This is a genomic window from Paenibacillus oryzisoli, assembly GCF_001653565.1.
GTDB classification, from domain to species: Bacteria; Bacillota; Bacilli; order Paenibacillales; family NBRC-103111; genus Paenibacillus_E; species Paenibacillus_E oryzisoli.
On sequence record NZ_LYPB01000071.1, the window covers coordinates 181,314 to 196,098 of the forward strand.

A 14,785-nucleotide genomic window follows, 5' to 3' on the forward strand; every position below is an offset into this window, starting at 1 on the left:
TGAGTTATTTAAAATGAATATAACAATATATTGAATCAACTATCGTAATATTGTCATTAGAGATGGAGGTCGTTCGATGCGCCGACATGTTATGTTACCTAAATTACAGCAATCTATGTATTTCATATTCCCTGAATCCGTCGGCTGGTATAACGAAGAGCCCCAACATGACGTTGAACGTCCCGAGGGTTTATGGTCAACGTATAGTTTGCATTTTGTCATCTCGGGCAAAGGTTATGTGGAGATTGAGGGCCAACTGTACACCTTGCAAAAGGGGGATGCCTTCTTATTTCCGCCCTATCAAGAGCAGCGTTATTATAGTTCGAAAGATGATCCATGGGATGTTCGTTGGGTACATTTCTATGGGGATCAGATCAAGGAGTTCCTGTTGGAGAAAGGATTTCTACGCAATCTATGGACGTTAAAAAGAAGTGCTGAGCTTGAAAGAGCATTCAATGAACTGCTCGTAGAAGCGGAAGCACATCAAATACTTCGACCGACGCAATTGAGCACGTTGATGTATATGATTTTGTGCGAATTCATGAGCTATGCTTCACCCTTAACGGTCAATCGAGGGACGGAATCCGTAGATCGGATTCTAGCCTTGCTTCCAGAGATGCAGCGTAGAGCTTGCGAGCCATTTAATCTGGAGGAGTGGGCGGAGCAGACGGGGGTCAGTACGTATTATTTCTGCAAAATATTTCGAAAAGCCACATCGATGACACCGCTATCGTTCATCACACTTTGCCGAATCCAATTCGCTAAGCAGCGGTTAATTGAGAAGGAAAATTGGCCGATCAAGGATATCGCCATAGAAGCGGGTTATACGTCTGCAAGCTATTTCAATCAGCGATTTCATGAACATGAAGGCATGACACCGAGTGAGTTTCGCAGTTTATATATGAAAGGCCCCTTATAGTTGAGGATGGGGGTTGGATGTGTTGGCTGGTACTAGAGAAAGTTAGTACTTTTGGAAGTGGTGACTGAACGGTACCCTTAGTCTATCAAGGCGATAAGGGGGCTGCGCAGATGGATAGTCAAGCGAGTAAGAAATCTTTTCAAACCAATTGGATATTGCATATGATCTTGGTAGTCTGGCTTGTTGTGTGGGGATGGTTGGCGATTGCGCCGCATAGTCGTGGGGATTGGGTGCTAGAAAATCTGTTGACATGGGCAGCATTACTTGGATGTATCGTAACATATAGATTTTTTGCATTTTCAAATTTAACATATGGCTTATTGGCCAGTTTCCTGTTGTTGCATAGCGTAGGGGCGCACTTTTCATATAATGGGACGTGGTTTGATCCCTGGCTGCGCAGTGTATTTGGGTCTGAACGGGACCACTTCGATCGGCTAGTTCATTTCAGTTTCGGATTGCTGTGCGCCTATCCCATCTATGAAGGTTTAAGGTGCCTGACAACGCTTGGTAGAAGATGGATTTATGTGATGACGTGTGTTATCGTTTTGGCTATGGGCGCATTCTATGAGCTTATCGAAATGTGGGTTGCCATGATCGTAGCACCTGAGCTCGGCACTTTATTCGTTGGTGCGCAAGGGGATCCGTGGGATGCCCAACATGATATGGAACTTGCCCTATATGGAGCGATTATTGCGATGTGTGTGACGGCTTTTGGGAAGCGAAGGAATGTGGTAGATAAATGATAGGGGAATATGGGAGGTAGGATTGGATGGGAAGTGAAGAGTTAGAGGCAAGAGTGAATGCAAGTGCAAGTGCAAGTGCTAATGAAAATGCACAGACATATGTGTATGTTGGTTCCTATACGGATGAACAGCATCCCGTGGGCATTTCTTTATATCGTTTTAATAGGCAAAATGGTGAGTTGACGCTGGTTGAAACGTATAGCGATTTGCCGAATGCTTCGTTTATAGCGGTGAACAAGGAGAAAACCGTCTTGTACGCTGTAAGCGAAACGGATTCATACGAAGGACGATTTGGGGGTTCGGCAGCAGCTTATGCGATTGAAGTGGGTACGGGGAGGTTGAGCAAAATCAACCAACAGCCGGCAGATGGCTCTGCGCCTTGCTACATTAGCTTGGACGCGACAGGCCGGATGGTGTATGTGGCGAATTACCTCAGCGGCGATGTAACGGTGTTTCCCATCGAGGCTGGCGACGGTTTGGGTGAGCGTTCGCAACTGATCAAACATGAAGGCGAGCTTGGACCGCAAGCGGATCGCCAAGAGGCGCCGCATGCGCATTCGATTATCCCGTCTCCGGATAATCGCTATGCTGTATCGGCCGATCTCGGCCTAGATCGGCTAGTCATTAGCCGCATTGACGCGGAGAGCGGAGACCTGCTGCCGCATGGCGGAGCGGACGTTAAGCCGGGCGCGGGCCCGCGCCATGTGGTGTTTAACGCGGACAGTACGTACGTGTACGCGATCAATGAGCTGGACAACACGGTCACCGTGTTGTCTTATGAGGCGGACGCGGGCCGCATGGCCGCGGTCCAAAGCTTGTCGACACTGCCGGAGGACTTCGGCGGTGTCAGCTATTGCGCGGACATCCACCTCGCAGAGGATGGCCGCTTCTTGTATGCATCGAACCGCGGACACGACAGTGTCGCGGTTTATGGGGTCGACCGAGACAGCGGCACGCTGTCGGTCGTGGGCTGGCAGTCGACGCGGGGCCAATGGCCGCGGAACTTCGCACTGTCGCCGCAGGATGAGTTCCTGCTTGCGGCGAACCAGAACTCCAACAGCATCGTTGTCTTCCGCAGGGACGCGGAGACAGGGATGCTGCAAGAAACAGAGCAAACCGTAGCGGTATCGCGGCCGGTTTGCGTGCAATTTCTCTAAAGCGCTGAACGCGCAGCGCGAGGCGAAAGAAGGGGCAAGTTTCCACTTGCCCCTTCTTTTTTGCTAGCTGTGCGCTGTAACGGTGAAAAACACGCTTACAGTAGAAGAGAGAGTCTCGCTCCGCCTTAGTGATGAAAAACATCACTAACCAATCCGAATCGCCGCCCCCGCTAGCTACGCTCCGCCTTAGTGATGAAAAACATCACTAACCAAGCCAAATCGCCGCCATCCGCTAGCTACGCTCCGCCTTAGTGATGAAAAACATCACTAACCAAGCCAAATCGCCGCCATCCGCTAGCTACGCTCCGCCTTAGTGATGAAAAACATCACTAACCAATCCGAATCGCCGCCCCCCGCCAGCTACGCTCCAACTTAGTGATGAAAATCATCACTAACCAAGCCAAATCCCCGCCATCCGCTAGCTACGCTCCGCCTTAGTGATGAAAAACATCACTAACCAAGCCAAATCGCCGCCCCCGCCAGCTACGCTCCGCCTTAGTGATGAAAAACATCACTAACCAATCCGAATCGCCGCCCCCGCCAGCCACGCTCCAACTTAGTGATGAAAATCATCACTAACCAAGCCAAATCCCCGCCATCCGCTAGCCACGCTCCAACTTAGTGATGAAAATCATCACTAACCAATCCGAATCGCCGCCCCCCGCTAGCTACGCTCCAACTTAGTGATGAAAAACATCACTAACCAAGCCAAATCCCCGCCATCCGCTAGCCACGCTCCAACTTAGTGATGAAAAACATCACTAACCAAGCCAAATCGCCGCCCCCCGCTAGCTACGCTCCGCCTTAGTGATGAAAATCATCACTAACCAAGCCAAATCGCCGCCAGTTGTCACCATCCCCCGCCACACTCCGTCAAACCAATAAATCCGCAAAAATTAGTTGCAGATGCAACGTATTCGGCGTACACTGAATTAGTGGCAAGTGCAACGATTCGGCAGTATGAGTGTTATCAGGTTTAGTTAGTGTAATCCGTTTATCAAATTTTAGTTAAATCGTAGCCAGTTTTAACAATTTAGTTAATTTGAAGTTAGTTAATTTGAAGTTAGTTAATTTGAAGTTAATTAATTTGAGGTTAGTTAATTAGCAGTTAGTTAAGTAGAATTCAGTTAAATAGTTAATTAAGAGGTAGTTAAGGAGTAGTTAAAATAGGTAGTTAAGAGGTAGTTACATAGGCAATTAAGCAGTAGTTACTTAAGTAATAATTAGTTTTTTTCTAGTCGTACATTCAGAAACAAGGAGGGGCTGTTGGGATGATTGAAACGAGGAATTCGATTCCGAGGTGGGTCTCGTTGATCTACCGGTACGGACAGATGTATATCGGTGACCACTTGAAGCAGTACGAGATCGGCAGAGGTCAGCATATTTTCCTCAATGCACTATACAAAGAGGATGGCTTGACGCAAGAGGAACTGTCTGAATACTTGAAAATCGATAAAGGCACGACGGCGAAAGCGCTGAAAAAGCTAGAAGAGCAAGGATACATCACGCGCACGGTCAGCCAAAAAGATAAACGATGCTACGAGGTTTTATTGACAGACAAAGCTCGCGGAATTAAAGAAGATGTGCGCAAAGTACTTACGGATTGGCGTGAGCGATTAACATTTGGCATGTCGGAGGAAGAGAAGGGGATGGCCCTTACGATTTTGGAGAAAATGGGTCACAATGCGGCTCACTTTGCTGAAGATGAGGTAGAACAATGAATATGAGGGCTGCGGGGGCTGAATTCATTGATCGCCATTTCCATGCGTTGACACACAAGAATTATCGCTATATGTGGTTAGGGCAATGCGTATCGCTGATTGGTACGTGGATGCAAAATATCGGGCAATCCTGGCTTGTTCTCACGCTGACGGGATCTTCGTTGAAACTTGGGATTGTTGCTGCATGCCAGTTCTTACCGATCCTTTTGTTCTCGTTGTTTGCCGGAATTGTCGTGGATAAATTCCCTAAGAAGAAAATCCTTATCTTGACTCAAACGGTATCAATGTTACTAGCATTTGCTCTGGCCACATTGGTACTGACGGATACGGTTCGGTATGAATATATCCTGGTCTTAGCCTTGCTCCTAGGCTTAAATAATACGTTGGATATGCCTACAAGGCAGGCTTTTAATGTAGAAATTGTAGGTAAAGAAGACCTGATGAACGCGATTGCTCTTAACTCAACGACGTTTAATATGGCAAGGATTGTCGGTCCTTCAATTGGTGCAGTCATGATGGCCTGGTTAGGCGCAGGGTGGTGTTTTCTACTAAACGGGGTCAGTTTTATAGCCGTGCTGTATGGTCTAATTCATATTGAGGCAGCGCCTTACGTACGTAAGTTGAGAGCGAAGGAAGGGATTCTGAAGGAAATTAAGGATGGTATTGTTTATATTGCCAAAGATCCGATTCTCTCGCCAACTGTTATGCTTGTAACCGTCATTGGTACGCTTGCTTTTAACTTTAATATTCTCATTCCTGTGTTCACCAAAAATGTCCTGCACATGGGAGAGACGACCTATGGGACGCTAATGTCTTGTTTAGGCGTGGGTTCACTAGCCGGGGCACTGACGATGTCGTTTCGCAGTAAGCGAGGGCCGAAGTTAAGGTTGAGTATGGCAGCGAGCTGCATGGTAGCCGTTTGCTTAATTCTTAATGGGCTGAGCGGTTCAGTTTGGCTTTGTGGCACGCTACTTGCGTGTACGGGATTTTTTAATATTTTATTCGCGACCAATAGTAATTCGGCACTTCAAATGTATGCGAAGGATGAGTATCGTGCGCGCGTCATGAGTGTGTATTCCCTTGTATTTGCAGGTTCTACGCCGATTGGAAGTCTGTTCTCTGGCTTCATAGCGGATCGATTTGGGGCAAACGGCGCATTTGTTGCTTGTGGAGTTCTAACGGGTTTGCTCTGCTTGTTCATTACTTGGAAGTACAAATCGTCGCTATCCATGCAGTCTTTGAAGGAGCAGGAAGTAGCTTAAAAGGAGTCAATTTGACTTTTATATGATAACGATTCTATCATTTGGGTTGTCAATTAACTAGGGATTCGCTACAATATGAGATAAGTTCATGTGTGAGGAGGGATCTTGTGCTGGGAATATTGAAGAAGTGGATGCAGAAACCAATGCAGGAACCGAAGCACACGGTGGATTATAAAACGATGGAAATCGACGTTGTCATTAAATGTTTTGTTTCGGACAAGGAGAAGCCGTTTCGAGTTATCTTTAAGGTAGAGAAACAAGGTTCTTTTTTTTCGAAAGATATTTTTGTGAAAAATGTGGATTCGAAAACATCCTATGAGCTCATTCATAACTTTTCCACGCTTGGCATGAACAATGAAGAGTTGAACAAGTATGAAAGCACGGATTATGCTGAATACAGTTTCGCTACGTTGGAAGAAGCCAAAAAAGTGAAAGATACAACCGTCGATTACATACGCTTTCTGATCCGTGAGCATCAACAAGAGACACTAGCCAAAATTTCATAATGCGGTAAGAGAAGAAAGGAGCTAGCGATGAATTCGCTTGGCTCCTTTTTTGTCGCTTATATTCGGTTGTGCTTAAGCTTCACCCTTCTGTTGCAAGACAATTTCTTTCAGACGATGTTGGCGAAGTTTGGTAATCGTCGTGTATTTGGATTCGGATCCTCTTACTTCGAAGTATACTTTGCCATCCCCAATATGTTGAATTTTACGAGTGTTTACATAACAATCAGTGTTTACTTTAAAAAAGCTGCTATCTGAGGTCATTTTCTGGATCTCTTCCGTATTAAGGCGTTTCTTAATATGGTAGTTTTTCCCATGAAAGGAGACTAGGCCATGTTCACCAACGCGGAAATACAGGATGTCCTTTTCTAAAATAAAGTCCTCATAGGTATTCTTTACTTCGAGCGCTACACTCATTTTATCTGCCCCCTTTTTAAAATGATAACGCTTACATTATGTGAGACGGTTTTATCTTACCATAATATGTGGGGCAAGGGAAGGCTTTTTTCATAGAGAAAAACCAACAAGATTCTCCCTGAGGAGTGGATAATGTTGGTTTTTTGCTGATTTTGACGAACGAACAATTATTTCCTCGGAAATAACTTACAGTGATATATTTCGAGCAACCCATACACCAGCAGCACCTGCTTGTGCTAAACCACGTGTAATACCAGCTCCGTCACCGCCACAGAAGAGACCTTTAATTTCTGTCTCAAAGTTCTCATTCAGCTTAGGACGAGCCGAGTAAAACTTCGCTTCAACACCATAAAAAAGCGTATGCTCGGAGGCGATCCCTGGGGTCACCTTTTCGAGTGCGTGAATCATCTCAATTAAGCTTTTCATCGTATTGTAGGGGAGGACGAGTCCTAGATCCCCTGGAACTGCTTCAAAATGGGTAGGTTCTAAGAAGCCTTCGCGAATCCGCTCTGCAGTAGATCTGCGTCCTCGCATAATATCTCCGAACTTCTGAACGATGATACCACCGCTGGATAAGTCATTTGCGTGCTTGCATATTTCTCTAGCATATTCATTCGGTTTGTCGAATGGCTCTGTAAATTTATGAGAAACAAGTAACGCAAAATTCGTATTGTTCGATCCCAGAACAGGATCCTTATAGGAATGTCCGTTGGCAGCCATGATACCGCTATGATTCTCAACAACAACATGACCAGAAGGATTGCTGCAGAAGGTCCTAACACGAGTTCCAACAGAAGTGTTATACACAAATTTACCTTCATACAAATGTTCGTTGATTTCTCGCATGACGACATCAGAGGTTTCTACACGTACACCAACATCAACTTGATTGTTGGACATTGTGAGGCGGCGTTTCTTGAGGACTTGGGTTAACCAAGCCGAACCGTCACGACCTGGAGCTAACATAACAAAGTTGCTTAGAAGCTCCATACCATCCTTTAAACGTATGCCTTGAATAACATGTTTATCTTCACTTTTCATTGTGATGAGGTCATCGACTTCTGTTTTGAACTGCATCTCAATACGTGTTTTCAAATATTCATAAATGGATTTAAGAATCATAAGGTTTTGCTCTGTACCCAGATGACGAACTTGAGCACGAAGCAGTTTCAAGCCAGCAGCATAAGAACGTTGCTCAATAGCCTTCACAGCTTCAGTAGTAGGATCAGTTATGTTTTCTGTAGCACCGTGCTGAAGATTGATGCCATCTACATATCGTATCAGTTCCATGACTTTACTTGGGGCCAAATAATCTGTCATCCAACCACCGAATTCAGTTGTGATATTGAATTTACCATCGCTGTAGGCTCCAGCTCCGCCGAAACCGGAGGTAATGGAACACGCGGGGAGGCAGCCGGAGAAGTCCTTTTTACCAGCGGGTGGCGGGCAAAGTTTGATCTTATTCTCTAGAATTGGACAACTGCGCTTGTAAATATCGTGGCCTTTGTCAACGAGTAGAATGTTCGCGTTTGGGTGAAGCAATGTCATCTCATAGCAAGCAAAAATACCGGCAGGTCCAGCACCAACAACGATAAAATCATAAGCCTTCATAACAGCAATCTCCTTTGGAACAGTCATATTTGGACGCAAAAAAACCTAGCCACACGGGTATGCGAAAAAGAGCACCCGTCGTAGCTAGGAAGTTATGGCTTCCTCTAGAGACCCCCAAGCCAATTCTCGAGGATATACGAACGATTCATAGTTATGTGGCTGATTGTCATTGCCTTGACTATCATAATACGAACATTATTCATTGTCAATTTATAAATGTTCGGGAATCCGATTGGAAGTTGGCATGAGAAAAAGATCGTGTGCATGATGCACACGATCTAATAATTTAATTTTATCGAGTAATCGTTACAACAGCTGAGCGTGGGTTTTGGTCTCCAAACTTATGCTGCCATTGGCTTGTAGGTTTGCCGGTTTCTGCGCCTGTTGAGCCTGGATGATTGACTGTAAGGAATATCGTATCCTGCAGTTCAGTGAAGGAAACACCGCTTAGCGCAGCTTCCGTTGGGGCAGAAGCCAATTGTTTTGTTAGATTGGCGGCACCTGAACGATGAATGAGATACATGCCATTATTTTTAAATTCGGACCAGGCCCCCGTATTTAATTGATCAGGAGAAAGGTCCGAACCGACCCATAGGTTCCCATTCCTATCAAAGGTTAAACTCGCAGGTGAGCTAAACCCGCTTTGTCGTCCACCTGCAAGGAACGTTTCGAATTCGAAGGAAGTGCTGCCCTTTTCCTTGAGACGGACAATCTGACCATGAAGGTTGCCGCGGCTAGTATTCTGTGTGTAGGCGATATAAACAGATTTATCTGTGGGATGCAAGGTTAGCACAGCAGGTCGATCACATGGCGTTGCACCTATAATTTGTGCTGCTTCATTGGCATAGGTCAGCACATCACTTTGGGATGCGAACTGCGCAAGCAGAACTTCTTTTGATTTGTACATAGACTCAGGTGCTTGATAGGTGAAGCTTGTGAGCATTTTCCTGACATTCGACAGTGAGAGTTCAACCCAACGACCTTGTATGAAGTCCGCTGCATATAAAATACCTTCGGTTAGTAGATTTTCGGTATCTTGGCCATCACGCCAAGTGCCTTTGCTTACGAATTTGTATACAAAACCGCTAGGTGAATCTTCGCCCATGTATACAACAACTTGATTGCTCGCGTTTATAGTCATAGCTGTACTGCCATGATGAAATCTACCAAGAGCCGTGTGCTTAACAGGTTTCCTCTTGTTGTTGAAAGGGTCGATCTCGACGATCCAGCCATAATGGGACAATGCTAAACCGGCATCACGACAAGTGGCTTCAAAATAGTTCTCGCCAGTGAGTTGTGTGTTCCATAATGTTTTGGAGCCTCCACGATTAGCGAATGTTCCTTGAACCAGCGTCCCGCCATTCACTGCTGATGTGCCTCTAGCAGGACCTGTCAATTCTATTGGAGTTAAACCAGTAATGCGACGTGCTAGAGGAGAATCGTCAACCAGCTTCCAAGAACCGAAGGCATCCTTCTTCACATGCAACAAAGAGCCGCCTTGATCATAAAGCAACTGTTTCTGTTGTTTCCATTCAATAGATTTAGAACGATCCATGAGCCAAGGATACTGAGCCGATTCATGATTGACCCATAAGAAGGCTTCCTTGCTTGAATTAGGAAAGGGGAAGAAGGAGGTGTAGCTGCTATTAAAGCCAAAGGTATCACCATTGTTATTAATCGTATCCCCGTATGCTGCTAACACCCCATAGGAAAATCCATTACTTAAAAGAAGCTGATCCGCATCAGTCGCTGTATGTAACGTTGGGTTGAATATTTCCGGCAACTGCTCGTAGGCATCATTGGTCCCTGCAGCACTAGCTCTTTGGGTGAATGCCCCGAGACCTGTGTAGGTAGAAGCTATGGAAACAGCACTTAAGCCTAAATATTGCAAAAAATGTCGCCGCGAAATTGTCTTTTTCGAGTCCATGTTGGTCCTCCCGACCTGAATGAGCTTATTATAGTAATAACATACCATAAAATAAAAAATATGCATGTATTATTACCTAAATTTTGCTAGAATAATAGGGGATATTGTCGAAAATTTACGAGAAGCGAAAGATATGTACAATTTGTCCTATCAAATACATTATTAATTTTGCATAATGCACTCTATTTTATTTTAGGAGGAAACATGGAATGGCTTATGTTGGTGAGATTAGAATGTTTGGGGGGACTTTTGCTCCGAATGGATGGTTTTTCTGTCATGGTCAAATGCTCGCGATTTCTCAATATGAGAGTTTATTTTCTTTAATAGGAACGATTTATGGCGGAGATGGCGCTAGTACATTTGCATTGCCCAATTTACAGAGCAGGATTCCTATGCATAGAGGGGATGGTTCAACTTTAGGTGAACAAGGAGGCGTGGAAGAGGTTGCACTTACCGTTAATCAAATTCCTCCTCATTCACATGCTTTCGGTGTATCGTCCAAATTCGGAAGCACGAACACGCCAGAGGGAACTGTCCTAGCGAGATCAACCCTTAATCAATTTACGGATACCGCCGGAGCAACTCAAACTACTGGCATCCTCGAGAGTGCTGGTGGAAATGTACCCCATTCGAATATGCAGCCATATTTGGCTATCAATTATATTATATGTTGGGATGGATCGTACCCCAGTCCTGAGGGGGGAATGCCCGAGTATGAAGAACCATTTTTGACTGAATTACGTTGGGTTGCTTTTAACTTTGCACCAGTTGGCTGGGTATTATGTAACGGGCAAACACTTTCCATTGCTCAGAATCAAGCTCTATTTTCTTTAGTGGGAACAACTTACGGCGGTAATGGACAGACGACATTTGTTTTACCCGATTTACAGAATAGGATCCCTATCCATATGGGAGAGGGGCATATAATTGGCGAGGCAGGCGGAGAGAAAACCCATACTTTAACTACAAATGAAATACCTGCCCACATACATTCACTTAGGGCGAGTATGAACGCCGCTGATTCCAAAACATTGGATAATCACACATTTGGTAAAACTACTACGAGCTCGTACGGATATGTCGTGGATAGTGTATCGAACGGCACTGTGCTTGCCAATAGTGGTGGAGGTCAAGCGCATGAGAATAGACAACCCTACTTATGTCTACATGCAATTATGGCAACACAGGGTGTTTTCCCTAGTAGAAATTAAGGAGAGATGATATGGATCAATTTATTGGGGAAATCCGCATATTCCCGTTTAATTTCGCACCTACCGGTTGGGCGCAATGTAACGGTCAATTATTAGCTATTGCCCAGAATACAGCTTTATTCTCGCTATTAGGCACAACGTATGGGGGGAATGGTATGAGTACTTTCGCCCTTCCAAATCTACAAGGGAGAGCACCCTTGCACCCTGGACAAGGGCAAGGTTTGTCAGAGTATTACCTGGGGCAATCAGATGGTACTGAGTCAGTCACGTTGTTGACGTCGGAAATACCAACCCACTCACATGCGATGCAATATGGGACTTCTGGCCACGCTCAGGAATCACCGACAGGCCAACTACTAATGGATATTCAAGGAAGACGCGGGGCAGCAGCTTATACAGAGAAGACGAATTTGAGATCCATGGGTGCTGGTGCAGTTGCGCCAAATGGAGGTAGCCTGCCTCACAATAATATGCAACCGTATCTGACGCTCAATTTTTGTATAGCTCTGCAAGGTGTATTTCCACAAAGACCATAAATAGCTTAGCTATCACAGAATTAAGGAGAGGGGGCAGGAAAGTGGCGTTCGGACGGAAGGTAGCATTAATTACTGTGAAATTTACAAGGTGTATATTCGTTGCTCTGCTATTGGTGGTTGTCTTTATTGGCTTGGGGTTTAGCTTTGTTGGATCAGCTAATGCTGCTACGACATTAACAGTAAATACATCGATTGACGTTGAGGATGCGTATCCCGGTAACGGGATTTGTGACGATGGGAATGGCAACTGCTCGATCCGAGCGGCTCTAATGGAAGCTAATACTTTGGCTGGTGCAGATACGATTTCGATACCGCCTGATGTATATACCTTGAATGCAGCACTTGGGCAACTAGTTGTTACCAGTGATGTCAGTTTGATTGGGATTCAAGGGAATCCAGTAAATACGATTATTCAAGCGGCAAGCGATGCTGTGTCTGCTACAAATCGCGTATTGTCAATTAACCCAAATGTTAATACTCCTGGATACGATGTCAAGATTGAGGGGCTTACGCTTCGTTATGGGAAGGCTCCGGTTGGATTCGGAGGTGGCGGGATCGATGGAGATGCGGGTACACGTACGATTGAGATTGCGCACTCAATCATCGGGGATAACACCACGTCCGGTAATAGTTTCGGCGGCGGGGCCTATTTATCTGGTGCAGCAGGCGGAACAGTTAAGCTAAATGATGTTGTTTTTAGCAATAATAAAGCAGGAGTTTCTAGTTCTGCGACATATAGTTCGCAAGGCGGCGGGGTATTTCTTCAGGGAGATATGAACCTGGATCTGTCCAGTGTTACCGTGACAAACAATACCTCTTATGGTCTTGGGGGTGGTATGGCGATAACGCCAGAGACAACAACATCACGGGTAGTTACGATTACGGATAGCTCGTTCACTGGGAATAAGGCAACCAGTAAATCAAGCGGAGCTGGCTCTGAGGGATTAGCTGGAGGTCTTTATCTAGGGGTACCCGCAAGTATCTCGCGTACAGCGATATCTGGAAATGCCGCTGATGGAGATGGAGGCGGCCTTGTTGTTGATCATTACTTCGGAGCGGTATCCTTGGACGCGGTCACATTTGCAGGCAATACGGGTAATCGTGGTGGAGCAATCTATGTAAGTGGATATAAACTGCCTAACTTGTTGAGTGGTATTGTGATGGCAGACAATGTTGGCGGGGATCTTACGATTAATCCAGACAAACAAGATTTGCAAGTAACTATTGCACCAGCGTCTGGATCAAACGGAATTTTTTCATATGGGAAAGCTGGAGCGCATTATACGGTTACGGTTTATAATTCCGGGACGCCGCCAGTGAGTGGTCCAGTCACAACGGTAGTAACATTACCAACTGGATTGACAGCGACAGCAATGAGTGGAAGTGGTTGGACGTGTAATTATAATACGCTATCCTGTACACGTTCGGATATCCCGCAAAGCCAATCAGCTTATGCGCCTATCGATTTAACTGTGAATGTTGCAGCTAATGCAGCCCGCACCTTGACAAGTTCGGTAACGGTATCTGGCGGAGCGGAGAACGATACGACCAATAATAGTGGGTCATTTGTTACAACAGTATTGAGCTCGGATGCAAAGCTAAACAATCTAAGCTTGTCTAAGGGCACGTTAACTCCTAATTTTGACTCCACTATTCGGGCGTACACAGTAAGTCCTCCTTATACGGACGACACTTTGAGAGTTATGCCAACTGTTAATGAGTCGCAAGCAACCGTTACTGTAAATACGGCTCCAGTCGAAAGTGGTGTTTGGAGCGAAGCTATCGCTCTTCAGGTTGGTAACAATGATATTAATATTACAGTAACGGCTGAGGATGGAACGACGGCTACAACTGTGCTCACTGTGTTTCGTGCTATCCCCGTCACAAGTATTACCGTGACAGGAGCAGATGAAGCAACAAGCGTTCCGAATGGAAGTACCTTGCAAATGTTTGCAGCTGTGTTGCCTCTGAATGCGACGAATGCCTCCTTTACTTGGAGTGTGGAAGCCGGTACAGGTGCAGCAACAATCAGCCCTACTGGTGAATTGACAGGTACGGGTGTAGGTACAGTTACTGTGAAAGCTACAGCTAATGATGCCTCTGGCATTGTGGGTAGCAAGGTCATTACGATTGAAGCCATACCCGTCATAAGTATCAACGTGACAGGTAAAGGTGAAGCAACAAGCGTACCAATTGGAAGTACGCTGGTAATGAATGCAGATGTGTTGCCTTTGAACGCTACGAATGCTTCCGTCACTTGGAGCGTAGAGCAAGGCACAGGACATGCAACGATAGACGAGATGACGGGCTTATTAACGGGAACGGGCGTAGGTACAGTTACTGTGAAAGCTACAGCTAATGATGCCTCTGGCATTGTGGGAAGTACGATTATTACTATCGCAGCTATCCCCGTCACAAGTATTACCGTGACAGGGGCGGATGAAGCGTCAAGCGTTCCGAATGGAAGTACCTTGCAAATGAGTGCAGCTGTGTTGCCTCTGAATGCGACGAATGCCTCCTTTACTTGGAGTGTGGAAGCCGGTACAGGTGCAGCAACAATCAGCCCTACTGGTGAATTGACAGGTACGGGTGTAGGTACAGTTACTGTGAAAGCTACAGCTAATGATGCCTCTGGCATTGTGGGTAGCAAGGTCATTACGATTGAAGCCATACCCGTCATAAGTATCAACGTGACAGGTAAAGGTGAAGCAACAAGCGTACCAATTGGAAGTACGCTGGTAATGAATGCAGATGTGTTGCCTTTGAACGCTACGAATG

General features: G+C 45.6%; 12 protein-coding genes and 1 riboswitch. Of the genes, 9 read left to right on the forward strand and 3 right to left on the reverse strand.

Features of this window, described 5'->3' with window-relative positions; translation table 11 throughout:
* Positions 1-76 precede the first annotated feature (76 nt).
* The 6 genes from A8708_RS17390 to A8708_RS17415 all read left to right on the forward strand — a co-directional run bounded on the left by A8708_RS17390 (position 77) and on the right by A8708_RS17415 (position 6,308).
* Positions 77-919 carry a helix-turn-helix transcriptional regulator gene (locus tag A8708_RS17390; protein ID WP_068665637.1) on the forward strand — a complete coding sequence of 281 codons (843 nt, stop codon included), beginning with the start codon at positions 77-79 and terminating at the stop codon, positions 917-919.
* Positions 920-1,029: 110 nt separating this feature from the next.
* Positions 1,030-1,662 carry a DUF2238 domain-containing protein gene (locus A8708_RS17395; protein WP_068665639.1) on the forward strand — a complete coding sequence of 211 codons (633 nt, stop codon included), beginning with the start codon at positions 1,030-1,032 and terminating at the stop codon, positions 1,660-1,662.
* Between the two features lie 26 nt (positions 1,663-1,688).
* A complete protein-coding gene (locus A8708_RS17400; protein ID WP_082927585.1) occupies positions 1,689-2,819 on the forward strand; it encodes a lactonase family protein in 1,131 nt (376 codons plus the stop codon).
* A 1,271-nt stretch (positions 2,820-4,090) separates the two neighbouring features.
* Positions 4,091-4,540, forward strand: a complete 450-nt coding sequence (locus A8708_RS17405; RefSeq protein WP_068665640.1) for a MarR family winged helix-turn-helix transcriptional regulator — start codon at positions 4,091-4,093, stop codon at positions 4,538-4,540.
* Positions 4,537-5,802: an MFS transporter gene (locus A8708_RS17410; protein WP_068665641.1), complete on the forward strand. Its 1,266-nt coding sequence runs from the start codon at positions 4,537-4,539 to the stop codon at positions 5,800-5,802. The genes A8708_RS17405 and A8708_RS17410 overlap by 4 nt, the downstream gene beginning before the upstream one ends.
* Positions 5,803-5,909: 107 nt before the next feature.
* Positions 5,910-6,308: a hypothetical protein gene (locus tag A8708_RS17415; protein WP_057311922.1), complete on the forward strand. Its 399-nt coding sequence runs from the start codon at positions 5,910-5,912 to the stop codon at positions 6,306-6,308.
* Positions 6,309-6,380: 72 nt separating this feature from the next.
* Here A8708_RS17415 and A8708_RS17420 read toward each other — a convergent pair whose 3' ends face one another.
* From A8708_RS17420 to A8708_RS17430, 3 genes are all read right to left on the reverse strand, one after another.
* Entirely contained in the window at positions 6,381-6,722 is a 342-nt protein-coding gene (locus A8708_RS17420) for a LytTR family transcriptional regulator DNA-binding domain-containing protein (protein ID WP_068665642.1), read from the reverse strand.
* Positions 6,723-6,908: 186 nt separating this feature from the next.
* Positions 6,909-8,333 (reverse strand): NAD(P)/FAD-dependent oxidoreductase, encoded by a 1,425-nt coding sequence (locus A8708_RS17425; RefSeq protein ID WP_068665643.1) that lies wholly within the window; start codon positions 8,331-8,333, stop codon positions 6,909-6,911.
* Between the two features lie 61 nt (positions 8,334-8,394).
* A riboswitch (purine riboswitch) is annotated at positions 8,395-8,493 on the reverse strand.
* 132 nt (positions 8,494-8,625) lie between these two features.
* Complete coding sequence (locus tag A8708_RS17430) at positions 8,626-10,260, reverse strand: PhoX family protein (RefSeq protein ID WP_068665644.1); 1,635 nt, start codon at positions 10,258-10,260, stop codon at positions 8,626-8,628.
* A gap of 209 nt (positions 10,261-10,469) precedes the next feature.
* Here A8708_RS17430 and A8708_RS37005 point away from each other — a divergent pair, with 209 nt between their 5' ends.
* The 3 genes from A8708_RS37005 to A8708_RS17445 form a co-directional block, all read left to right on the forward strand.
* Positions 10,470-11,471, forward strand: coding sequence for a phage tail protein (locus A8708_RS37005; RefSeq protein WP_338044209.1), 1,002 nt, complete (start codon positions 10,470-10,472; stop codon positions 11,469-11,471).
* An 11-nt stretch (positions 11,472-11,482) separates the two neighbouring features.
* Positions 11,483-12,007, forward strand: a complete 525-nt coding sequence (locus tag A8708_RS17440; RefSeq protein ID WP_068665645.1) for a phage tail protein — start codon at positions 11,483-11,485, stop codon at positions 12,005-12,007.
* Positions 12,008-12,081: 74 nt separating this feature from the next.
* A partial coding sequence (locus tag A8708_RS17445) for an Ig-like domain-containing protein (protein WP_204787576.1) occupies positions 12,082-14,785 on the forward strand: 2,704 nt, incomplete at its 3' end.